Origin of the sequence: Shewanella sp. SM87, assembly GCF_025653705.1 — a bacterium.
Taxonomy (GTDB): Bacteria; Pseudomonadota; Gammaproteobacteria; order Enterobacterales; family Shewanellaceae; genus Shewanella; species Shewanella oncorhynchi.
The window spans coordinates 1-22,146 of sequence record NZ_JAKKSC010000047.1; the positions used below are offsets into that span (position 1 = coordinate 1).

Annotated in this window: 20 protein-coding genes; 6 read left to right on the forward strand and 14 right to left on the reverse strand. The window is 48.3% G+C overall.

Annotated elements, in window-relative coordinates; all coding sequences use genetic code 11:
• Window positions 1–783: 783 nt before the first annotated feature.
• The 5 genes from L5M11_RS22165 to slyA all read right to left on the reverse strand — a co-directional run bounded on the left by L5M11_RS22165 (window position 784) and on the right by slyA (window position 5,493).
• Window positions 784–1,851, reverse strand: a complete 1,068-nt coding sequence (locus tag L5M11_RS22165; RefSeq protein ID WP_263193251.1) for a c-type cytochrome — start codon at window positions 1,849–1,851, stop codon at window positions 784–786.
• Between the two features lie 10 nt (window positions 1,852–1,861).
• Window positions 1,862–2,485: a c-type cytochrome gene (locus L5M11_RS22170; RefSeq protein ID WP_113940045.1), complete on the reverse strand. Its 624-nt coding sequence runs from the start codon at window positions 2,483–2,485 to the stop codon at window positions 1,862–1,864.
• A 225-nt stretch (window positions 2,486–2,710) separates the two neighbouring features.
• Complete coding sequence (locus tag L5M11_RS22175; protein ID WP_113940046.1) at window positions 2,711–3,739, reverse strand: DUF2955 domain-containing protein; 1,029 nt, start codon at window positions 3,737–3,739, stop codon at window positions 2,711–2,713.
• Between the two features lie 213 nt (window positions 3,740–3,952).
• Entirely contained in the window at window positions 3,953–5,011 is a 1,059-nt protein-coding gene (locus tag L5M11_RS22180; RefSeq protein ID WP_263193252.1) for an HlyD family secretion protein, read from the reverse strand.
• Window positions 5,012–5,019: 8 nt separating this feature from the next.
• The gene (slyA, locus tag L5M11_RS22185; RefSeq protein ID WP_105251323.1) at window positions 5,020–5,493 is read right to left on the reverse strand and encodes a transcriptional regulator SlyA; all 474 of its coding nucleotides are present in this window, start codon (window positions 5,491–5,493) and stop codon (window positions 5,020–5,022) included.
• A gap of 221 nt (window positions 5,494–5,714) precedes the next feature.
• On the opposite strand from slyA, the gene L5M11_RS22190 reads away from it, so the two are divergent.
• Window positions 5,715–7,616 (forward strand): methyl-accepting chemotaxis protein, encoded by a 1,902-nt coding sequence (locus L5M11_RS22190; RefSeq protein WP_263193253.1) that lies wholly within the window; start codon window positions 5,715–5,717, stop codon window positions 7,614–7,616.
• Window positions 7,617–7,688: 72 nt separating this feature from the next.
• Here the strand turns inward: L5M11_RS22190 and metF are convergent, their stop codons facing one another.
• The 3 genes from metF to metB form a co-directional block, all read right to left on the reverse strand.
• A complete protein-coding gene (gene metF / locus L5M11_RS22195; protein ID WP_012088154.1) occupies window positions 7,689–8,576 on the reverse strand; it encodes a methylenetetrahydrofolate reductase in 888 nt (295 codons plus the stop codon).
• A 217-nt stretch (window positions 8,577–8,793) separates the two neighbouring features.
• Window positions 8,794–11,181, reverse strand: coding sequence for a bifunctional aspartate kinase/homoserine dehydrogenase II (locus L5M11_RS22200; RefSeq protein WP_263193255.1), 2,388 nt, complete (start codon window positions 11,179–11,181; stop codon window positions 8,794–8,796).
• Between the two features lie 11 nt (window positions 11,182–11,192).
• On the reverse strand, window positions 11,193–12,356 hold the full coding sequence (metB, locus tag L5M11_RS22205; RefSeq protein WP_263193256.1) for a cystathionine gamma-synthase: 1,164 nt from the start codon (window positions 12,354–12,356) through the stop codon (window positions 11,193–11,195).
• Window positions 12,357–12,568: 212 nt separating this feature from the next.
• Between metB and metJ the strand changes: the two genes are divergently transcribed.
• Both metJ and L5M11_RS22215 read left to right on the forward strand, forming a co-directional pair.
• On the forward strand, window positions 12,569–12,883 hold the full coding sequence (metJ, locus tag L5M11_RS22210; RefSeq protein WP_105251319.1) for a met regulon transcriptional regulator MetJ: 315 nt from the start codon (window positions 12,569–12,571) through the stop codon (window positions 12,881–12,883).
• Window positions 12,884–13,017: 134 nt separating this feature from the next.
• Window positions 13,018–13,761 (forward strand): sulfite exporter TauE/SafE family protein, encoded by a 744-nt coding sequence (locus L5M11_RS22215; RefSeq protein ID WP_113940051.1) that lies wholly within the window; start codon window positions 13,018–13,020, stop codon window positions 13,759–13,761.
• 106 nt (window positions 13,762–13,867) lie between these two features.
• Here the strand turns inward: L5M11_RS22215 and nrfD are convergent, their stop codons facing one another.
• The 5 genes from nrfD to L5M11_RS22240 all read right to left on the reverse strand — a co-directional run bounded on the left by nrfD (window position 13,868) and on the right by L5M11_RS22240 (window position 19,359).
• Window positions 13,868–14,815, reverse strand: a complete 948-nt coding sequence (gene nrfD, locus L5M11_RS22220; RefSeq protein ID WP_263186141.1) for an NrfD/PsrC family molybdoenzyme membrane anchor subunit — start codon at window positions 14,813–14,815, stop codon at window positions 13,868–13,870.
• Window positions 14,816–14,817: 2 nt separating this feature from the next.
• A complete protein-coding gene (locus L5M11_RS22225; RefSeq protein WP_263193257.1) occupies window positions 14,818–15,384 on the reverse strand; it encodes a 4Fe-4S dicluster domain-containing protein in 567 nt (188 codons plus the stop codon).
• A gap of 12 nt (window positions 15,385–15,396) precedes the next feature.
• On the reverse strand, window positions 15,397–17,679 hold the full coding sequence (gene phsA / locus L5M11_RS22230; RefSeq protein WP_168825633.1) for a thiosulfate reductase PhsA: 2,283 nt from the start codon (window positions 17,677–17,679) through the stop codon (window positions 15,397–15,399).
• 430 nt (window positions 17,680–18,109) lie between these two features.
• Window positions 18,110–18,772 carry a pentapeptide repeat-containing protein gene (locus L5M11_RS22235; protein WP_263193258.1) on the reverse strand — a complete coding sequence of 221 codons (663 nt, stop codon included), beginning with the start codon at window positions 18,770–18,772 and terminating at the stop codon, window positions 18,110–18,112.
• A 104-nt stretch (window positions 18,773–18,876) separates the two neighbouring features.
• Window positions 18,877–19,359 (reverse strand): SRPBCC family protein, encoded by a 483-nt coding sequence (locus L5M11_RS22240; protein WP_263193259.1) that lies wholly within the window; start codon window positions 19,357–19,359, stop codon window positions 18,877–18,879.
• A gap of 223 nt (window positions 19,360–19,582) precedes the next feature.
• Between L5M11_RS22240 and L5M11_RS22245 the strand changes: the two genes are divergently transcribed.
• Together L5M11_RS22245 and L5M11_RS22250 are read left to right on the forward strand one after the other, a co-directional pair.
• A complete protein-coding gene (locus L5M11_RS22245; RefSeq protein ID WP_317629879.1) occupies window positions 19,583–20,011 on the forward strand; it encodes a hypothetical protein in 429 nt (142 codons plus the stop codon).
• On the forward strand, window positions 19,998–21,101 hold the full coding sequence (locus L5M11_RS22250; protein WP_263193262.1) for a phosphoribosylaminoimidazolesuccinocarboxamide synthase: 1,104 nt from the start codon (window positions 19,998–20,000) through the stop codon (window positions 21,099–21,101). The genes L5M11_RS22245 and L5M11_RS22250 overlap by 14 nt, the downstream gene beginning before the upstream one ends.
• A gap of 467 nt (window positions 21,102–21,568) precedes the next feature.
• Here the strand turns inward: L5M11_RS22250 and L5M11_RS22255 are convergent, their stop codons facing one another.
• A complete protein-coding gene (locus L5M11_RS22255; RefSeq protein WP_263193265.1) occupies window positions 21,569–21,832 on the reverse strand; it encodes a hypothetical protein in 264 nt (87 codons plus the stop codon).
• A 139-nt stretch (window positions 21,833–21,971) separates the two neighbouring features.
• Here L5M11_RS22255 and L5M11_RS22260 point away from each other — a divergent pair.
• The coding region (locus L5M11_RS22260) for a transposase (protein ID WP_263148818.1) at window positions 21,972–22,146 on the forward strand (175 nt) is incomplete at its 3' end.

Here is a 22,146-nt window from a genome sequence, read left to right on the forward strand (position 1 = left end):
TTAAGCATGTGCAGGAGTATTTCTTGCTCAACGTTGTCCTCGTAAGAAAAGGTGTTGCTATCAGGCATCTCTTTTTTAATTACATAGGTCATCAATTCGAAGACCATCAGCAGATTGTGGGCTTGTTGTTCAAACGCAGTCGATTGCATCATCGTGGTTTCTCGCTTTGCAGGAAAGTATGTCCTGAATAACTAGAAACATGGTGTGATAAATTGTCGTATTTGGGGATTCAATAGTTCAGTTTTGTGCAAAACATCTGTGCGAATTTAAAATTTTTTTCTGAGTGTTCAGAAGATCCCGAGTGGGATCTCTTTGGGAACTTTTTGGGATCCAAACAGGTTCTTATAGACCCTCACAGACCCTCTGAAAGCCACTGAAAAGGCGCTAATACGGTACTTTAGAGGGTTCGACTCCCTTGATATGTTTTGCTCAATCAAGATAGTTTACTGAGCCACCCATGGCTAAATTCTCTGTATTTTAAACCAACAGGTTACGCAAATGCTCGAAAGGCGAGTCATGGTGATTTGCGAGGCGACCGTCCGCCCCATGGACGGGGCGGTCGAGCATCCAAGGATGGACTGGCTGCGAGTCGGTGAGTGAATGCCATGACTCACCTATACATTGATACCTGCAAATGCGATGAGCCCAACAACTGAAATCACAGATTACTCAGTACAATTGACCAATAAAAAAGCCAGCAAAGCTAAATGCTTGCTGGCTTTTCTGTCTAACTTATTCACTCGCTTTATAACATCACACTAGCACTTAATCTCAGCGACTCAACTAAGACTTTTTAGGGAAAATTGGATAGGACTCAGTGCCTAACACTTTGCCATCGACCGTGAGACCATAGTAATCGCTGTCATTGTGGTATTTCTCCTGCGCTTGCTTCACATCGCCTTTGTTACGTGGGTCCTGTGGACGCTCGTGGGAGTTGATATAAGCGGCAACGTCCCAAGCCTGCTGGTTAGTTAGCTGCATACTCTTACCAAAGGGCATGTTTTCATAAATGAAAAATGCGGCAGTATTGACCCTGTGCATTCCCGCTCCCCAGTTATAACTTTGAGGTCCCCACAGCGGCGGCAGTGCATACACCCCCGCAATGGCTTGACCTTGCCCATCAACACCATGACAAGTTTGGCAATGGGCGACATACACGGCTTTACCTCGTTCAGGTGAATAGGCTTGTTCGGGTTTTGGGATCTCAGGATAAGCTCGCCCCGGCAAGTTAGCACGTTGCTCAACTGTCATCGCCTTAGCTAATGCCTCTGGTAGTGGGAAGTCATCCCGCTTGGCACCTTTGACTAACTCAGCATCACTGATCTCAGGAACAGGGCCACTGATATTAGCCTCATCCATCAAGCCGCCCATGCCTAACCAATAGGCGTAGGCAGAAAGCGCCACTAACTCAGGGCTACCTGATGCGGGGGCTTTACCATTCATCGAATAGTTAAAACAACCTTGGATGCGTTCTTCAAAGCTACTGACTTTATTGTCTTTTTTACGATACGCCGGATAAGCAAAATACGCGCCCCAAAGGGGTGATGCATTGGCTTTACGGCCTGCATCCATATGGCAATTGGTACAGTTAAGCTCATTACCCACATACTTATTACGCAGCTGTTGGGTATTCACAAACAGTTGATAACCTAAACGCACTTTATCACCAAAGGCGCCTTCGGGAATCGCACTCAAAGGTCTAGGGGTAAGATAGGTTTGATCTGCTACCTTAGGGAAAGAAGGCAGCGGAGCTTGCTTATCTGGGCGTTCTTGTACTGGCTCAGTTTCAGCTTGCGCCTGAACGGTTAACGACCCCATCGCGGCCAGTAATAACATTGCGGAATATTTCATGGCCGGCTCCTTATTTTAAATTCGCAAAATAGTTGGCTAACGCATCAATCTCGGCGACGGTGAGCTTATTCGCGACGCTCCCCATCATGCCATCGACGTCACCTTTACGTGTTCCCGACTGCCATGCCAATAATTGCGTTTTGATATAACTCGCCTGTTGACCTGCTAAGCGAGGAAATAAGCCGCCACCTAATGCAGAAGGACCATGGCAGGTCACGCAGGCTGGTAAACCACGGGACCAATCACCTTGATAGGCTAAACGGGCGGTGTCGTCATTAAAAACAACTTGTTCACCGCGGATAACAGGCTTGACGTCATTGGCAGGCTTAGCTGAAAAATAGCTCGACACTTGCTCAATACCGTCACCTTGGAGCGTCATTGCCATCGGCATCATGGTCGCGTTTTGGCGAACGCCCGCTTGGAAATGCTGCAATTGTGTCGAGATATATTCTTTAGATAATCCCGCTAATCGAGGGCCAAGTGGTTCAATACCCTCACCCGCTGCCCCATGGCAAGACACACATAACTGTGCAGCTTGTGGAATAACGTTCATCGATTGTTTGTCAGAAGGCTCGGCGGCAGCGGCATAGCCGCTACATAGCGTTAAGCCTATGACTAATGTTTTAATCTTCATGTTCTATCCTTGAAGAGAATTAAGCTCTAAAGCATAGGGGTTATTGTTATTTATGTTTGTGCTCACACACTAAACCCATTTTAAAATCCGCCGCTCATTTTTAAAACAGCCAATAAATGAGACTTAACATTCATTAAGAGTCACTTATTGTTCAATTCAAACGGGATAAATTTACCTTACTCTGTACAAGGTTAAGCTGCAAGCCTTCAAGACTTAATGGCCTGCTCAATAACCAAATCGCGTCGATTCGAAACGATTCAATAACTTATGTATCAAATAGCATAAAAGTAACGTGCCAACGATAGCGATTAAAATACTGCTCACTCGGTATAAGGCACTGAAGATTAAGTCGTTACCTGGGGTCAAATACTGCCCAAACAAAATCCCTAACGTGGTCATAGCACCAAAACCCACGCCAGAGCCATTCGCCTCGCGCACATGGGCTTGGCTAAAAATCATCAGTCCAATCCACAACAAGGGGACAACTAACATCAATAACCCAGACCAATCATAGAGCAGCAACTGCACAAGTATCCCAAACGACACACCCAACAGGGTGCCTATGGCGCGCTTACGGGCATAGTCGAGTGCACCATTCCAATGCATGGGAAACAATAGCAAAAGAGTGGTCGCTTGAGCCGACATCGAATCCCGCAGATCAAATATTTGGAACACCAGAAACGATGCCGTCGCTATGGTCGCGCCGAGCAAGGCTTCGTGGCGCATTCGATGCGGCGCCTTAGGCCCAGGTTTGTAAGCCGCTCTTGGTTCAACATCGGGCCAGAGTGCCGTCATAGCGTAGGCGATAACAACTGAAAGTGCTGTCGCCCAAAAGTTACTGAAAACTAAGTCGTTTAAGTCAACCCCTGGATAGCTGGCAAAGTGCAGCATGATACTGAGACTCAGCACACCGTTGGCACCAAAGAGAAACAAACTGCCGCGGGACATGGCCGCAAAGCGGTATAAAAATAATAGGAAAACGATGGGAGTCATCATGCCGGGATGGCTGCCAAAGAAACCGCCGAGTAACCCAACCTCTAACCCAGCCATGGCAGATGAAGCCAATAATTGGCGCATAGCATGGCCATTCATCACTGGCACTAATCCGAGTAGTAGCATAGGTGTCACAGTGAAGAAGACTCCATTGCTCCAACCAAAAATTTTACACAGGGTAAAACCTAAGGTCGCGCCAGTCGCAATCCGTAAACACTGGCGTAAATCGTTGGCCGTCAATGGGCTATGGCGTAGTAACATGCTCGTCGCCTTGTTCTATCAATACATTAAATGAGGATGTTTAGCTGGCTTATGCTGCGTTCACACTTATGTTGCTTTGAAGCGTTCACTCAAGCGACTCGCGGCAAATACAAACCACCGCGAGTCACTCGTGCTCGTCAACACAGATAAGTACTAATGGATATGCCGATAAATATGCTGGTAAATACGCTAGTAAACATTCTAGTAAATAGGCTAGTAAATATAGTGCAGCAGGCTGATTGCTTTAATCTGCACCTTAGCGAGCAAGCTGAACAGGCTATTCTCGGGCAGCAGTTGCACGGTCGCGCGCCCCCCCGCAGGTAAGCTGTTCATTGCCATACCATCTAACACTAGATGTAATCTCAATCTTTGGGCATCACGTACCCAACGGTCCGATTCCTGCGGCGCGGCTAAACGGCCATTGGCATCGAATTGCCCTGCACTCACGCCCGCATCGACACTGCTCACCGTCGCCCGATATAAACGCCCAGGTTCGCCATCGAACGCAATCAAAGCGGTCGAAGAAGCATTGACGCCACGCAGACTCTTTTCACGAAAATCAGCAATAATATCCACTTTATCCGATACCACGGCTAACAGAGGTTGCCCCACGGTCGCAAAACTACCTACTTCTAACTGCAGGTTAGTCACTATCCCATCTTGATCGGCACGTATTTGGGTATAAGACAGATTAAGCTCGGCTTGAGCTAAATGGTTTTGCGCCTGACGCACTTTAAGATTCTCTTCGCCATAACTGCCACGACTCACTTTGAGTTTTTCTAAACGCGCATTGGCGGCAAGCAAATTGGCTTCAGCAGCTGCGGCATCGCTATCGGCTAGCTCCTTTTGCTGCTGCGATACGCCATGGGTGGCATACAGGGAATCGAGACGTTTAGCCTCGCTGCGTTTTTGTTGTGAGGTGGTTTTATTGGCATTGACCTCGGCCTTAGCGGCCAGTAGCGAAGCATCTAACTCAGCATTATCTTGACGGGCTTGCTCTAAGGCCAATTTAGCTTGCGATACCGCTAACTCATAGGGCGCGGGATCGACTTGAAACAACAAATCACCCTTGGCAACCGCTTGGTTATTGGTTACAGCTATGGTCTGGATTTTACCGCTGATCTGCGGTGTCACTTTCGTCACTACACGGGTCGCCATGGCTTGAGGCGTCAATGGCATCATAGTGTCGGCCAGCATGAAATAGCCAAAAACCATCACAAAGCCAAACATGGCAAATTTTACTAAACGGGCAAACTGTTGATCCGGTGTCATCTTCTTTCTCACAAAAGGGTGTCTGTAACCTTGGTTAATTTGGCGCTTGCGTTGTCGCTGATCAGGCTAATAATGCGTTCAAATTCGCTCAACTCTTCGGCACTGATCCCGCCTAATAACTCACGGCGCACTTGAATAATCCGCGCTTCCATTTGCTTTAAAACATCTAATCCCGCTGGCGTCAGACTCACAATCCTTGCCCGCTTATCTTTGTCACAACAATGACGCTCGACTAAACCTTGCTCTTCTAATTGCCCTAAGGTACGCATTAGCGAAGCCAATTCAATTTCTAAGGCATCGGCCAACACTTTTTGGCTAACACTGTCGCCTAAACGCAGCAGTTTCCAAAGGGCAGTCCAACGGGGATGAGTTAATCCTAAAGGTGCCAGCTCAACATCGGCCACGGTACGCCACAATCGATGCAGACGGCCTAAATGCTCCGCCAGTGATAACTCTTTTAGTCGCTCTAATTCTTTTTGCATCTTGCTCACCCACTTAGTTAGCGTGCTAAGCATTATACTTAGTTAGCAGGCTAAGTAAATGTGCTCATATAAAAAATTTTCTGTGTCCTATGGCGCAAAAATGTCGCATTGGGAAACAAATAATCCAAAAGGCTGGCGCTATCTCAAATATAATCAGCCGTATCTCTATAATATTAAAAAGATAAATCAGACTGATGAAGTGAACTGGGAGGTTGGCTTTGGTGAATTTAAAAATTAGTACGAGGATTGTGGTTGGGATATGTCTATTACTGTTGGCCATGATGAGCTTTATCATGCTGCTAGTCCTGTCGGAATTCAGCAGTCAGGTGAAAGAATCAGAGCAAAGAGAACTGCATAAACTGTACGAAACTGCGGTAGCCAACATAGCCTCATCCGGTAAACTCGCACAGGCCATGGCAACGATAGTTTCACTAACGCCAGAAATCCAAAGTAACTTCGCCGAACGGGATCGCCCCGCACTAAAAGACCGTACTCTGCCGCTGTTTGCCAAGCTTAAGCAAGATTTCGACGTACAACAATTTCAGTTTCATACGCCACCAGCAACCTCTTTTTTACGATTACATCGCCCCGAAAAATTCGGTGATGATCTCACTGCCATTCGTAAAACCATTGTGGAAACCAACACCACAAAACAGCCCTTAAACGGTTTGGAATATGGTGTTGAAGGTTTAGGGATTCGCGGTTTAGTGCCCATGGGTTATCAAGGCCAACACACAGGCTCAGTGGAATTTGGTATGTCATTTGGACAACCTTTCTTCGACAGTTTTAAAGATGCTTATCAAGCTGAAATCGCACTATTGTTGCCCAATGGCGCGGATTTTAAAGCATTTGGCGCCACGTTCACGCCCGATATTCAGGCCATAAATGAGCTCAATAGCGTGATGCAAGGCAATGAAGTGATTCGCACTATTAGCTTAGAGGGCAAAACCTTCGCTTTGTATCGCCACGCTATAAAAGATTACTCGGGACAAGTCTTTGGGGTACTGGATATTGCGATGGACAGAAGCCATTCAGAGCAAGTTATGGCGGATATTCGCCTCAAGTTGATTCTCATCGGTTTCGCTGCAATGTTAATCGGCACTGCCATTGCTTGGTTTATTGCTAAAGGCATTACCCGCCCGATAGCAGAAACAACCCAAGCCATGAATGACATCGCCGAAGGCGAAGGCGATTTAACCCGTCGAATTACCATAACGAGTAAGGATGAAATCGCCGAGTTAGCGCAGGCATTTAACCGTTTTGTGGAGAAAATCCACCACACAGTAACTCAAGTGTCTGATGCAACGAGTTTACTCGCAACCTCAGCGGAAGAGATGTCGGGCATTACCCACGAAACTCAATCGATGGCCAATCGTCAGAATCTTGAAACCGAACAGGTCGCCACCGCAATGAATGAAATGGCCGCCACTGTTCAAGAGGTTGCCCACAATGCGACCGATGCGGCCGATGCCGCCAATCACGCCAATGAGTCAACCGAACAAGGCAAACTCGTAGTGCAAAAAGTCGTCGCGACGATTGCTGTATTAGCGGAAGAAATCGCCGCTGCCGCCAATGCCATTAATGAACTCGAACGTAATACTGCCGAAATTGATTCTGTATTAGTTGTGATCCGCAATATTACCGAACAGACCAACTTGCTGGCGCTTAATGCCGCGATTGAGGCCGCCAGAGCCGGAGAGCAAGGACGAGGATTCGCCGTCGTAGCCGATGAAGTTCGCACCCTTGCGACTCGCACTCAAGCTTCAACCACAGAAATTCAAAAAATGATTGAAGCGCTACAGCTTAAAGCCAAATCTACCGTTTCGGCGATGGAAACCAGTTCACGCACTACTCAAAGCTGTGTTGCCCAAGTTAATCAAGCGGGTGAAGAACTCGTGGCCATCACCCAAGCGGTTTCGACCATTAGCCAGATGAACATCCAGATCGCCAGCGCGGCAAATGAGCAATGTGCTGTTTCCGCAGAAATTAACAAGAACATCAATAACATCAACGATATTGCCACGACGACAACCAATAGTGCGGTGCACACTGCGCGGGCGGGTGACGAACTTGCCCAGCTTGCGGCTCGCCTTCAACTGCTACTGGCACAGTTTAGGATCTAATACATACACCACTGACACAAAGCAAAACGCCGCATTATCTGCGGCGTTTTTATTAGCTTATTTTATAAGGTTTTATTTAGGACGCACGCCTAAAGTGTGGCAAATCGCGTAGGTCAATTCGGCGCGATTTAAGGTATAGAAATGGAAATCCTTCACGCCTTCGCGGGACAGCACTTTCACCATGTCGATGGCCACGTTTGCCCCCACCAATTGGCGTGTACCCGCATCGTTTTCTAGGCCGTCGAATTGCTTATGTAACCAATTCGGTAACGACACATTGGTCATGCCCGCGAAACGTTTTAGCTGGGTAAAGTTAGTCACAGGTAAAATGCCCGGCACAATTTCAACGTCGATACCGGCGGCAACGCAGCGATCACGAAAACGCAGGTAAGATTCCACATCGAAGAAAAATTGGGTAATGGCACGGCTAGCGCCCGCATCAATCTTACGCTTAAGGTTGATCAAATCCGCCTGTGCATTACTCGCATCGGGATGCACTTCTGGATAGGCCGCAACGGAAATATCAAAGTCAGCCACAGAGCGCAGTAAACGCACTAAATCGACCGCAAAACGGGTTGGCTTTGGGCTGCCCGCAGGTAAATCACCCCGCAGTGCCACTATGTCACGAATGCCCGATTTCCAGTAATGTTTGGCCAGTTCTAATAACTCTTCATCGCTGGCATCCACTAAGGTTAAGTGCGGTGCGGCAACGAGGTCGGTTTCCTGTTGGATACGTTCAATCACGCCATGGGTGCGGTCGCGAACACCTGAGTTAGCACCGTAAGTCACAGACACAAACTTAGGATTCAGCGGCTCTAAACGACGGATAGAGTTCCACAGTATCTGTTCCATTTCGGGGGTCGATGGCGGGAAAAACTCAAAAGAAACATTAATATCGCCATTAAGCTCAGACAAGCTCTGATTCAGCGATTGTGAATGTTGTGCGTGATGAAAAGCCATGTGTATTTCCTCAACCGCCCTTGGCGCTACTCTTTGCTAGTATGAATTAGTTCAAATGGACGTTTGGACGTCTATATGTCCATATACTAGAGAAACTGAGATGTAAGTCAAGCCCAAAAATACCCATAAACCGCATTTAATCTCGGTTAATTCAATAGATTTATTCTAGCCAATAAAAAAGGACTCGAATGAGTCCTTTAAGAAGCTTGATACCGCATTATTCCTGCAGCAGATCGCGACAGATCTGGGTCAGATCCGACTGCACCGCCGCCGCTGTCACTTCGCGTCCTGCGCCCGGTCCACGGATGATCAGCGGATTACCTTGGTAGAAGACACTGCGGATCACAAACACATTATCACCAGGGGTTAAGTTAGCGTAAGGGTGATGGGTATCAATCCACTGCAAACCCACTTCGGCCTTAAGCTCTGGACCGCTGTTGTCTAAGGATGCCACATATCTGAGCACCTTATTTTGCTCCGCCGCCGCACCATATTGTTGCAGCAGATCGGCATCTAACTCAGCAATGCGGGTGAGAAATTGATCTAAGGGAATATCCGCCAAAGCGGCTGGTACGAGTGAGCGCAGCTCAATATCTTCAAGCTCGATTTCAAGGCCAATCTCACGGGCTAAGATAAGCAGTTTACGCTGCATATCACGGCCGGAGAGATCGTCGCGGGGATCGGGTTCAGTAATACCTAAGCCTCTGGCTTCAATCACTAATTCTGAAAATGGCTTACTAGTATCGTATTTCTCAAACAACCAACACAAGGTGCCGGAGAAAATCCCGCCCACCGCTTCAACGCTATCACCGCTGTTACGCAGATCATTTAGCGCATGTTGGATGGGTAAACCTGCGCCACAGCTGGCGTTATAGCGCCAAAATAAGCGACGATTACCCAGTTGCTGCTTTAACTCTCGATAGAAAGGCAGTGGACCCGAGCCAGCGAGTTTATTCGCGCTCACCACATGGATACCACGCTCGAATAGCTCTGGATATTGCAGCGTCAAACTGGCGCTGGCACTGATATCTAAGGCCACCAGCTCATCGCAGTTAACTTGCTCTAATTGCTCGAATAAATGTTCATACTGCCAAGGCGTTGCTTCAGTATTAAACTCTGTTTGCCACGCGGCAAGATTAATGCCGGTGGATTTAATCAAGGCTTTACTCGAACTGACTAAACCGACTAACTCAACACTGGCTTCGAGTTCATGGTCCAGTGATGGTGAAACCGACTTAAACAGATCGATCCAAGCCTCACCGATATTACCCACACCGAGCAGCAAGACGCCAATGCGTTTACGCGGACCCGCGCAGCGGCGGTGCACCTTTTGGGTTAACAGATTCACCTGCGACTGGGGCACTAAAGTTACTAAACTTAAATCGCCACTAAACAAAGGTTTAGCATCGCGGCTCAGTAAACGCGCGAAGCTGCGGCGATAATGTTCGGCGTCGGCACTTACTAATGCGACTAAACCAAAATCTGTGTTGATCTGCTGATCGCTGATCCCTAATGCTTCGGCATCGAGTAATCTTTGAACTTGTTTTTGATTCTCAGCGGTATAGGCAAGTTCAACCCTTTGATGGGCAGAGGTCCAATGGGCCAATGGCGTTAAACCTGCGGCGATCAATAGATCTAATAAACGGGTTAACTCACCCGTGAGTTTAAAGCCGAACAGGACCACAGCATTGAGGTTAGTCACCACAGGTGCGCTCGCCGACGAACTGTGGGGCGCGATCAAGGTAAAGTCGGTGTGGGATGCATAACTTGAGCGTACCGCTAAACTCACTTCGGTATTAAACAAAGGCTGCAGAGTGCGCGAATGTAATACTGGCGAGCCTAAACGCGCTAGGCGATCGGCTTCGGCAAGTGACATGCTTTTCAGTAACTTGGCATCGTTGATTTTATTAGGATCGGCGTTGAACACCCCTTCCACATCGGTCCAAATAGTCACGCGCTCGATATCGGCGAGACTCGCAATCAGGCTGGCACTAAAATCTGAACCATTACGACCAAGTAATAAGGTATCGCCACGCTCGTTAGCGCAGATAAATCCTGTGATCACTAAGCGTTCATTGGGATGCGCAGCTAATAGGGCTTGTACTTTAGCGCGGGATTCCTGTACCCGAATTTGTGGCACAGCGGCTTCATCGGCCACTAAAATTGAACAGGCATCCACATGGCTTGCTGCCACGCCAGATTCGCGCAGCAGCGCCGCCATTAAACGTGCCGACCAACGTTCGCCAAAGCTCACCACATGGTTGATTTGGTATTCGTTGCGCTCATCTAAAGACAACAAGCTGATGAGTTGCGCTTTATCAGTGGCCAAACGCTCACGCAGATCTCGGGCTTGTTCATTCGACAACAACTGCTCAATCAACCCCTGTTGGTAACTGATCAGCACTTGTAATTCTTCTTGCCATAGCTGACCCGCATCACGCAGCGCTAATAATTTATACAGGAAATTCGTGCTTTTACCCGCCGCAGAGACCACCACGAGGTCATCACTATGACCGTGGGTTAACAGGATATGGGCGACTCGACGATAACAATCGGCATCCGCTAAACTGGAGCCACCAAATTTATGTAAGTGACAACGTGCCATCTATTATTCCTCTACTGACAAGCCGCAACGGCGGCTAATCCTGCTTGAATATCTGCAACTAAATCGGCGGCATCTTCAATACCCACCGATAGACGCAATAGGGTGTCCTTAATACCAGCCTCGAAGCGCGCCTGCGGCTCCATGGCTCTGTGGGTCATAGTGGCGGGCACTGCCACTAAACTTTCGACGCCACCTAAACTTTCCGCCACACTAAATAAGCTGAGTGCACCTAAAAAGGCCACCACTTCGGCCTCGCCGCCTTTGAGCTCAAAGCTCAGCATAGCGCCAAAGCCCTGTTGTTGCTTGGCCGCAATGGCGTGACCTGGGTGATCCGCAAGACCTGGATAATAGACTTTGCTCACCACAGGGCTTTGCGTTAATACCTCAATAATACGCTGGGCATTGGTTTGATGCTCGCGAATACGCACCGCTAAGGTACGTAGGCCGCGCAGGGTCAGATAACTGTCGAAGGCCGACCCCGTTAAGCCTAGAGTGTTCGACCACCAATGTAAGCTTTCGCCGATTTGCGCGTCTTTGGCGACCACAGCGCCGCCGACCACATCGCTATGACCATTGATATATTTAGTGGTGGAGTGGATAACGATATCCGCGCCTAACAATAGGGGTTGTTGCAATATTGGCGATAAAAAAGTGTTATCGACCACCACCAGCGCGCCGACACCATGGCTCGCCTTAGCAATGGCTTCGATATCCACCACACGCAATAACGGGTTCGATGGGGTTTCGAGCCACACCATCTTAGGATTCTGCGCAATGGCGCCGGCTAACGCTTGGCTGTCGGTTTGGTCGACCACAATGAGCTTAAACTGGCCTTTCTTCGCCAAGTTGGTAAATAAACGGTAGGAACCGCCGTAACAATCGTGGGGCACGACCAATAGGTCATCGGGGCCGAGCAAAGTAGTCACTAAGGTGATGGCCGCCATGCCAGTACATGTCACTATGCCAGTCGCCCCCTTTTCTAATTGCGCTAATGCTTCGCCTAAAATGCAGCGCGTTGGGTTGCCTGAACGACTGTAATCGAATTCGCGGGGATTTTTATGACCATCGAAGGCGTAATTAGTCGACAAATAAATCGGTGGCACAACTGCGCCATATTGAGTATCGCTTTCGATACCCTGACGCACTGCCAGTGTGGCTAATTGACGCTCTGCCATGGGGGGACTCCTAAATTCGGTAGACTGATAGAGATGTCTGGACGTCTAAATGTACCTAAGCCCAACGCCATCGTCAATAGGCGTGAAGACGTTTAGACGTCTGAACATAAAGAAATCTGTTTGCAATCACAAAGAAATAGTAGCAATAATTTGACTGTTCTTTGTAAGGGTTTAAAATCTGCCCCGAATTTAGCGTTATAACAGGTGAGTCAATGACTGAATGGAATGGGGAATACATCAGCCCCTATGCTGAACATGGCAAGAAGAATGAACAAGTAAAAAAAATTACTGTGTCTATTCCGCTCAAAGTGCTTAAGGTCCTCACGGACGAACGTACTCGTCGTCAGGTCAATAATTTGCGTCACGCCACCAACAGCGAGCTGTTGTGTGAGGCATTTTTGCACGCCTACACTGGCCAGCCATTGCCCAACGATGAAGATCTGTCAAAAGATAACCCAGACAGCATTCCCGCCGAAGCCAAGTTGTTGATGGATCAAATGGGAATCGAGTGGGAAGACATGGAATAGCGACTCGTCGCTTTCAAAGTCATATCACAGTGCTCATCAATAGGGATCGTTAACGATCCCTTTTTGTTTATACCCAAGCGACTTCAAACTTTAAATTTCACCATCTTGAGTTGGTTTGGGATATAGGAAATCCTATGTTTTCTATGATAGATCCACAGACACTCGCCTTAGCCTCGCTGGTCGTGTTTCTGGGCGCCTTAACCCAAAGTCTGATTGGGTTTGGGCTTGCGGTTGTCGCCAGTCCTTTGCTGTATATCGTCGATCCACAACTTGTACCTGCGCCTGTTATTGCTATGGGTTTCTCCATCGCCCTGCTGACCTTAGTGCGTGAACGCGGCCACTTAGAATTCAATGGCTTGCAATATGCGCTCCTAGGTCGCGTGCCCGGCGGTTTTATCGGCGCGAGTTTATTGCTGTTTGCGCCTCAACCCATACTCGGTTTATCCATCGCCGCCATTGTGACTGTCGCAGTGATCCTCAGCCTGTATAAATTCAGCCTGCCAGTGAATAAGAAAACCCTCTTCGGTGCGGGCGTGGTTTCAGGGATCTTCGGCAATATCGCCGCGATTGGTGGCCCGCCGATGGCGATTTTATTGGCAGGCAAAGATGCCTCGCAGTTTCGTGCTGCCCTGTCGGCCTTCTTCATTTTTAGCTCCATGATTGCATTGATCATTTTAGCGATCACTGGCTTATTAGAATTAAAACATCTGTGGCTGTCGTTGATGCTGCTCCCCTCAGTGATTTTAGGTTACTTAGTCGCAGGGCGATTAGTAGGCCGTGTCGATAAAGAGAAGACAAAGATGGCGACGTTAGTCCTGTGCAGTATCAGTGCCTTAGTGCTAACGGTGAAGTCGGTTATCGAGTTATTACCCCAATAAGCGTCCCGCTTGTACTGGCAAACCTTCTCAAGATTCAAACAATAAAAAAGCACTGACATTGCCAGTGCTTTTTCTTTATCTATCAATATGTAAAACCAGCTTACACTCAGCTTAAATAGCTTTGCCCTGCGTACACAATAAAGTGTCTTAAGGCGAGTACGCCCGTTAAGCTCGCACAAGCCACCATGATCATCGCGCCCTTAGTGTGGCGAGTCGCGGTGGGTAGCAGCATAAACAGCAATGGAATACCAAAGCCAATACCGACAACACCTATCCAGAACACGCTTGCCCATAGCCCAGAAGTTAACGATGCTAAGGCCGCTGCCGCCGCGCCACCCTTGAAGTACAAGGCGCAGAACAACATGAACAGGAACAGGATTTCAATCGCCATCACAGGCAATTCTAAACCGTGCATCTTCACTAAAGTTTTGTCGTGGCTGTCAGTCTTAAACATCAGCAACGCCAGTACCGCATTTGCCGCAGCGCCCGCCGATAGACCTGACACTAAAAACAGCGCAGGCAGCACCGCAGTGTTGAGCATAGGATAGGCATTCATCGCCGAAATTAAGAAGCCAGTGTAAGCCCCTACGCCAATGGCGAGGACAAACAACAATACTTCAATCAGCCTTCGAAATGGCATAAGTAACTTAGCGATAGGTGTTAGGAAACCCAAACCCCATTTTGGTAAGTCATCCCGCAGCACAATAATGGCGTACGCAAAAGCTAAGGGAGAATACGCCAGCAGCGCCAGCACCCCGATTGCCATCACAGACTGGAAGTTATAGTGAATTAAGATCAGCCAAAAGTGGAATGGTTTGGTTAAGTCAAACACTAAGCAAGCTAAACCTAAGCTAATTGCCACAGGCCCAATAATGGCTGCCGCCTTAAGAATGCTGCTTTCAGCTCCCGCGCTGAGTTCCTTATTCGCCCAGCGTAAACCAATGCCAATCAATAAACTGCCCGCGGATAACCCCGCCATAAACAAGTAAACGGCGATGACCCAGTGCCAAGTGACAGGATCATATTGCGCCATGTCGCCCCAAGTATTGTTCATAATCAAATCCCCCCTCTTTTGGTAGGAACGCGATATACCCTAGGTTTAGTGCCCAAATGGGTTTTATCTTGGTAAGTGATTTTAGTGTTGAGCATGATGGCCACTTCACTCTGCGGATCATTAGCATCACCAAACACTAAGGCATCGGTTGGACACACAGTCACACACGCCGGCTCTTCGCCCCGTGCTAAACGACTGTCTTTACAGAAGTTACACTTATCCGCCGCCTTGGTTTCTGGGTTCATAAAGCGCACTTTATAAGGGCACGCTGCCACACAGTACATACAGCCGACACACTTCTCGATATGGATAGAGATAATGCCGTCTTCACCCACATAGGCCGCACCCGTTGGGCACACCTTAACGCAGGGTGCATCTTCACATTGCTGGCAAGATACCCTGTGATATTTGAAATGCAGATTGGGCATCTCACCAAAGGGGCCTTCCACACGCACTTGCAGACGAGTTACGCCTTCGGGTACGCCATTTTCACTGCGACACGCCACGTTACAGGCTTGGCAGCCGATGCACTTATTCTCGTCGTGCACCATTACATATCGTTTATTCATTTAAGCCTCCGATTAGCGCTTTGCCAGCGTGACGCCCGTGGTGTGCACTGTCATGCCACACACAGGAGCAGTAACGTGCGGCAGTAAGTTACCGCAGTGGATACCTTTGCCCGTTGCTCTGACCAACTCTTTGTTTTTAGAACCAAAGCCCATGTAAGCAAACACAGTATCTTGGCGAATGCCCGGCGTGACTAAGGCATGGCCTTCTTCTGTGCCAACACTGCTGGTGAGGCGGATTGGGTCGCCATTGCTGATCCCTAACTTGCCCGCAGTAACAGGGTGAACCCACACAGCGTTATCCGACATCAGGTTAGCGAGCATAGGCACATTGTGGGTTGCGCCATTGGTGTGCACCGCCACTTTGCCTTGGATAAAGTACAGCTCATCTGCTTTTTTAAGATTCACTTCGCGGAACTTGATCACCCCACGGCCCGGTGCCATGGCTTCGACTTTCGCGGAAGTGAGTTCAATCTTGCCACTCGGGGTTTTAAAGGTCAGTGCACTGGCGTAAGTGCCGTCTTCATCGGCAGGTCGCGCATTGGGGTATGCCTTAATAAACTCGGCAACCATCTTAGGCTCGCACAACATAATTGGCTTACCGAAGCTCACGAAACCTTCGTCTTTGATCCGGCGCAGCAGGTCAGTGTCGCGGTTCACCTGCAGCATTTGCAGGGTTTCCATGTTTTCCCATGGATAGAACTCGCCAAGGCCCATAGCCACACCCACATCCTTAAAGATCTGCCAAGAAGGCTTAGTATCACCTAAGGTTTCAACGACCCGTTGGCGCACATAATAGGCCGGATTTTTACCTGACTTATCAGCAATTTCTTCATCACGTTCAAGATAAGTCGATTCAGGTAAAATCACGTCCGCATAGGCGGCGGTTTCGCTGATATACACATCACACACGGCGATAAAGTCGAGCTTTTTCATCGCTTCAACAACGCGCGCTCTGTCTGTCATGGTTTGCATTGGGTTAGTGCGTGACATCACCCAGCCGTGTAACTGGTAAGGAACAGCGCTTAACGTGGCATCGAGAATGGTTTGGTAAACGCCGCCCGATGTCCACATCATGGCGTACTGCTCTTCCACCTGATCGATACGTTTCGCTGCTGGTTTTGGCATGTCTTTCACGCCAGGTTTTGCCAATACTGGCGCAACCGCTTCACCGGCAAGCTTGTTGTAATCACCGGGTTTCTGGCCGATATAAATCCCGCCCTTACGCTCAATATTACCAATCAAGACGTTGGCGGCGTACAGGGCGCGGCGCATCTCAAACTCTTCGGTGGTAAAGGTGGCTCTGTGACCAAAATCGACCACAGCATGGGGCGCTTTAGCGGCATATTCGTGGGCGATACGACGAATGTCTTTGGCAGGCACATCGGAGATGGTTTCAGCCCATTCAGGGGTATAAGCTTTCACTTCGGCGGCAAAGGCTTCGAAGCCTTCCACATAGCGCGCGACAAATGCCTTGTCGTAAAGATTATCTTCAATCAATACATGGCATAACGCCAAGGCGACGGCTACGTCGGTACCGGGGCGAATGGCATACCATTCATCAGCTTTATCGGCCACGACGGAGAATCTTGGCTCGAACACCACCAGCTTGGCACCTTTGTCCATTTGCGCCGCCATCATGCCGCGGGTTTCGGACATATTGATGCCTTCGTACAGGTTATGGCCGAAGTTAATGATGTATTTAGAGTTACTTAAATCTCGTTTGACCTTAGTGCCAAAAATAGCCTTAGCGGCAATTTCATAACCGCCGGGGCAAGTCGACGCGTGGGTAAAAGTATTTGGACTACCAAAGGCGGTCGCAAGGTGAAACAAATGCTTTTCTTGTGAGCCCGATTTTGACGAGAATGCCACGGCCTCTGGGCCATGTTCTTTTTTGATTTTATTGAGGTTTTCAGCGATTAATTTATAAGCTTCATCCCAACTGATCTCGGCCCATTTGCCTTCGCCGCGCTCACCGACCCGCTTTAACGGTTTAACGATACGCTGTGGATCGTACAGTAAGCTATGGCCTGCGCCGCCTCGGGCACACACTTTACCGCCAAAGGATTTAGCGGCCTTGTTGCCACTAATGAAGACGTTTTTGCCCTCAATCACCCGCGCCGAAATCGGGCAGCGAGTCGAACACATTTCACAAATACTGGCAATGTCTTTGCCCATGCCCTTTAGCTGCTTATTCTCTAATGCCGCTAAGCTGCCCGGCAGCAGACTGGCCAGCGCACACGTGGCGCTGCTCGCTCCTGCTCCCTTTAAAAAGGTTCGCCTATTAAGCTCAATCATGGTTACCTCCATCACGCTCATCCCACCCGTCAGTCGCCACATTGGACGCCATCGAGCAGAGGTTTGCTCACTGATTTGATTACTTTTTTAGTTATAAAGCGTTAAAACAGCGCCACCATATCTTCAAAATACACGGCATACGCTGAATACACTGCTCATCCACAGAGATTGTTATCCCGAAAGAGGTAGGTGGGTATTGTGGTAAACCACATGGGGAAGCTCGGTGTGATCTACCGCAACTAAAACCTAAGACTGACCTTGAAATACGTGAATAAGATCAATAGGTCTTAAAAAACGGATAGAAAAAGCCGCCAGATGGGACAAATGGCGGCTTCAAAAACAAACAGATATTTCAGTAAATTGCGATAACACTCGTGGAATGAGCATCACTATGCTGAGTGAAAAGCTGAGTAAAAACCTACCACAATCCTTAATCCATTAATTCTATATCAAGGCAGTTGAGCAGCCGAATCGCTTCGTCACGGCTAAACTTAGCGCCTTTGATTTTATTGTTAAAAATGTCGATATCGTAATTGGATGCCTCGCTGAAATCCGTCTCCAATAATTGAGTTCGGCCAAACAGACTATGACTAAAATCCGTGTAGGTGAAATTGGCTTGATTAAAACTGCCCTCGCGAAAATCGACATCGTGGGCCTTGCACTCTTCGATGATAATTTCATCGAGGGACAAACCTAAAAATGAGCAATCATTTAAGATGCATTGCTTAAAGGAAAAGGGCGCGGCAAAGGATAAACGTGACCACGCGGCGCGGGTCCAATCAATACCGACTAACTTACATTCTTCAAACTCCACCCCGCTGAACTGACACTGGGGCACTTTCACTAAACTTAAGTTGCAACGCACAAAGCGGCAATCGATAAACTTGCATTTACGGAAAGTGCTCTCGCTAAAATGGCAATCTTGAAAGCAGCAATCCTCGAACTCGATGCCCTGTAGATCTTGGGCTAATTCCGACAAACCATTGAACTGTTTTGATAAAAAACTATTGCCCTGCAAAGCAGCGCTTTGCGCGAGTTGCGATGGCGCAAGCTGTGATTGTGTAAGCTGTGGCACTTCTTTCTGTGACGACATAACACCTCTAATCCTGCCCAATCCCCAACAATAAAATATGCAGGGCAATTGGGCTAGATACTGCTTATTGTTTACTCTCTGATACGAGGCTTGAGACTCACCGGCTAAATGCTCGCGATGAGTTCCTCAAGCTGATCGGTCGCCTTAGACCACCCCTGATAAAACCCCATATCCTCATGATTCTGCCTATCTTCGCTATTCCAATGCAGCACCCGCGCAGTGTACTTGGTCTTGCCGTCCACAGGTTCAAAAGTAATAGTTGCCGTCATAAAAGCTTTATCGGACGGCACCCAAGCCTCAGTAAAGGCATCGGTAAATACGATGCGCTCATTCTCAACCACCTCGAGATACACGCCACGATTCGGGAAATCCTGTCCCTCAGGGCTGCGCATCACGATCACATTTGAACCACCGGCACGCACATCTAAGCTCGCGCTAGCCACAGTCCACGGCCTTGGCGTAAACCAAATTTTAAGGAGTTCTGGCTCGGTCCACGCGCGGAACAGCTTTTCTGGCGGCGCATCGATAATCCGCTCTAATACTAGCTCTCGTTGATTATCATTCTGTACATGCTGACTTGTGCTCATATTCCCTCCATTGGATATTTGGCTTGATGGTCTTGTCGGCTGCAGCTACGTCATAAACTCGCACATCAGCGCGCTAAAATACAGCCCTTCAACATTAGTTCGTCCGCAGAACAGCAGCCCTCCATCATGCTCAGCACTGAGTGTTAGCGCCTGATTCCCTTGCAAATCCTTACGCCCGCTAGACTCAAACCACAAAACTATATAAATGGCTGTGTAAAGAGCGATGCAAATAGCCGTGGCAAATTTTGTCAAAAAAGGTAGAATGTCGCCACTTTTTCGCGGCAGTCTAGAACAAGGTTCTCTCGGATTAATGGTTAGCATTTTCGAGCAAAATGGCACGGGCCCAGCCCGCTTTCGCAGACCACTTTCACTGTGGTGCCAACCTTGCCCTGCGTTTGTTCCATCCCTTGCATTATCTCCACCCAACACAATTCAAACACCGCCCGAAAATACAATTTTTGCTGTTCAAGATTTAACATCAAATCCCGCAAACTGGCTGAACGCTTTACACCCTAAGCAAAGCGCGAATAATAAAGCGGTTGCAATGAATCTGGCTGTTGCTAACGCCCTAGTCCATCTGCAAACCGACACTTATAAAAACCTTATCCCTACACTCTCTATCCTAAGGAATACTCGTCATGAGTCTTGCTGATTCCGTATTAGCCGTGAATAACGATTTGCCAATCCGCACCGACAGCCCAGTCCACAGCGGCAAGGTTCGCAGCGTTTACTGGCTAACCGATGCCGACAGCCGCCGTTTAATCAAAACCAAGGGTTATAACGTCCCCGAAGATACCCCGCTCGCCATCATGGTGATCAGCGACCGTATCTCAGCCTTCGACTGTATCTTCCACGGTGAAGGTGGTCTCAAAGGCATTCCCGGTAAAGGCGCGGCATTAAACGCGATTTCTAACCACTGGTTTAAACTGTTCGCCGAAAACGGCCTAGCCGACAGCCATATTTTGGATATCCCGCACCCGTTCGTATGGATAGTCCAGAAAGCCCGCCCCATTAAAGTCGAAGCCATTTGCCGCCAGTACATCACAGGCTCAATGTGGCGCGCTTACTCTAAGGGCGAGCGAGTATTCTGTGGCATCACACTGCCAGAAGGCTTAGAGAAAGATCAAAAGCTCCCTGAGCTGTTAATCACCCCATCGACTAAGGGCATTTTAACCGGCATCCCAGGCGTGCCAGCCCAAGATGACGTGAACATCAGCCGCAGCGATATCCAAGCCAACTACCAAGCCTTTGGCTTTGAAAAGTTAGAAGATATCGACCTGTACGAGAAGCTGTTAAAAGATGGCTTTAAGGTGATTTCAAAAGCACTGGCCAACATTGATCAAGTGTTTGTCGACACTAAATTTGAGTTCGGTTATGTGACCGACAAAGATGGCAATTCAAAACTGATTTACATGGATGAAGTCGGCACTCCAGACTCATCACGTATTTGGGACGGCGCCGCCTACCGCGATGGCAAGATTTTGGAAAACTCCAAAGAGGGTTTCCGCCAATTCCTGCTAAATCATTTCCCAGATCCTGATGTGCTGCTCAACAAAGACAGAATGCCAGAGCGTGAAGCCCTCGCCCGCGACAATGACCTCCCACTTGAGGCCATGATGCAAGTGTCACGCACTTACACCGGCGTTGCCGAGAAGGTGACTGGCGCTCCAATTCCGCTGCCAGCGAATCCAAAGGCAGATATCATTAAGATACTCAAAGATGAGTATGATTTGATCGTGTGATCAAATCATTGTGGGATGGGAGTTTTCCCTTTCCCAAGAGTTGAAAGGCGCTTCGGCGCCTTTTTGTTTTTTAAACTTGGGTTTGGATTTATTTGTATGAGTCAATTTAACTCAATTCTGAAATGCAAATCTGAGAAAAATCAAAGTCAAAGTCGTGGGGCTTCACCCCACAGCCGACCAAGGAGGACTGCTCGTCCTATCCTCCTTGGATTCTCCAAGACGCCCCTAGCGGAGTTGAAAGCCCTTTGGGCATTTAGCGTCCTTATTCTATCGCGTCAGACGCTCGTCCCTGATTCGACTGACGCTATCTCGGCATCCATGCCTCGCTCACGCAACGAACGCAAATGCCCTGCGGCAACTCCGAGGGGATGGTGAACTCCTGTCGTTTTAGTGTTGTCTGTGATTTACTAAAAAAGATATACATGTTCCATCGTTGGCCAGAGAACCTCTATACTACTACCTTGATATTAATCTATCTCATCAAAGCCATAGTCGTGGGGACAACCACTAATCTCGGTAATTTCATACTCTGCCAGCCCAAACTCTCCAACTATTAGCTTACATAATACTGTCACTTCTACATCCAAATCTTGCCCTCGAATGTCAGTTTCTCTACGATGTTCACCACTAGCAGTGCCCCTAAGTTTAACCACTAAACCGTTACCTGGTTCCCAGTCGTAATCACTCAACTCAAGGTAGATTTCATCAAAAATTGTATCTGTTTCTGCCATTGCTCCCGAAAGCCCGTCAGATGAAAGGATATCGTAGCTATTTTCACTAACTCGCTCGCTTACTGTGTAGTGGCACACTAATTTTGGCCACCTAAATAGAGGTGATATTATTACCTCGTAGATGACTTTAGGTGAACACATGAGATCGACAACCAGAAAAACATTTAGTGCTGAATTCAAACTTGAAGCAGCCCAATTAGTCCTCGATAAAAACCATAGCATCATCGAAGCTGCAAAGGCGATGAACGTAGGTAAGTCCACTATGGATAAATGGGTGAGACAGTTAAAGCTAGAACGCCAGGGTGGCACACCAA

What these genes read in the sequence shown, in the direction of transcription:
- L5M11_RS22165 (WP_263193251.1), bottom strand. Translation starts at nt 1,851, where the DNA reads ATGAAATATTCCGCAATGTTATTACTGGCCGCGATGGGGTCGTTAACC.
- L5M11_RS22170 (WP_113940045.1), bottom strand. Translation starts at nt 2,485, where the DNA reads ATGAAGATTAAAACATTAGTCATAGGCTTAACGCTATGTAGCGGCTAT.
- L5M11_RS22175 (WP_113940046.1), bottom strand. Translation starts at nt 3,739, where the DNA reads ATGTTACTACGCCATAGCCCATTGACGGCCAACGATTTACGCCAGTGT.
- L5M11_RS22180 (WP_263193252.1), bottom strand. Translation starts at nt 5,011, where the DNA reads ATGACACCGGATCAACAGTTTGCCCGTTTAGTAAAATTTGCCATGTTT.
- slyA (WP_105251323.1), bottom strand. Translation starts at nt 5,493, where the DNA reads ATGCAAAAAGAATTAGAGCGACTAAAAGAGTTATCACTGGCGGAGCAT.
- metF (WP_012088154.1), bottom strand. Translation starts at nt 8,576, where the DNA reads ATGGCTTTTCATCACGCACAACATTCACAATCGCTGAATCAGAGCTTG.
- L5M11_RS22200 (WP_263193255.1), bottom strand. Translation starts at nt 11,181, where the DNA reads ATGGCACGTTGTCACTTACATAAATTTGGTGGCTCCAGTTTAGCGGAT.
- metB (WP_263193256.1), bottom strand. Translation starts at nt 12,356, where the DNA reads ATGGCAGAGCGTCAATTAGCCACACTGGCAGTGCGTCAGGGTATCGAA.
- metJ (WP_105251319.1), top strand. Translation starts at nt 12,569, where the DNA reads ATGACTGAATGGAATGGGGAATACATCAGCCCCTATGCTGAACATGGC.
- L5M11_RS22215 (WP_113940051.1), top strand. Translation starts at nt 13,018, where the DNA reads ATGTTTTCTATGATAGATCCACAGACACTCGCCTTAGCCTCGCTGGTC.
- nrfD (WP_263186141.1), bottom strand. Translation starts at nt 14,815, where the DNA reads ATGAACAATACTTGGGGCGACATGGCGCAATATGATCCTGTCACTTGG.
- L5M11_RS22225 (WP_263193257.1), bottom strand. Translation starts at nt 15,384, where the DNA reads ATGAATAAACGATATGTAATGGTGCACGACGAGAATAAGTGCATCGGC.
- phsA (WP_168825633.1), bottom strand. Translation starts at nt 17,679, where the DNA reads ATGATTGAGCTTAATAGGCGAACCTTTTTAAAGGGAGCAGGAGCGAGC.
- L5M11_RS22235 (WP_263193258.1), bottom strand. Translation starts at nt 18,772, where the DNA reads ATGTCGTCACAGAAAGAAGTGCCACAGCTTACACAATCACAGCTTGCG.
- L5M11_RS22240 (WP_263193259.1), bottom strand. Translation starts at nt 19,359, where the DNA reads ATGAGCACAAGTCAGCATGTACAGAATGATAATCAACGAGAGCTAGTA.
- L5M11_RS22245 (WP_317629879.1), top strand. Translation starts at nt 19,583, where the DNA reads ATGCAAATAGCCGTGGCAAATTTTGTCAAAAAAGGTAGAATGTCGCCA.
- L5M11_RS22250 (WP_263193262.1), top strand. Translation starts at nt 19,998, where the DNA reads ATGAGTCTTGCTGATTCCGTATTAGCCGTGAATAACGATTTGCCAATC.
- L5M11_RS22255 (WP_263193265.1), bottom strand. Translation starts at nt 21,832, where the DNA reads ATGGCAGAAACAGATACAATTTTTGATGAAATCTACCTTGAGTTGAGT.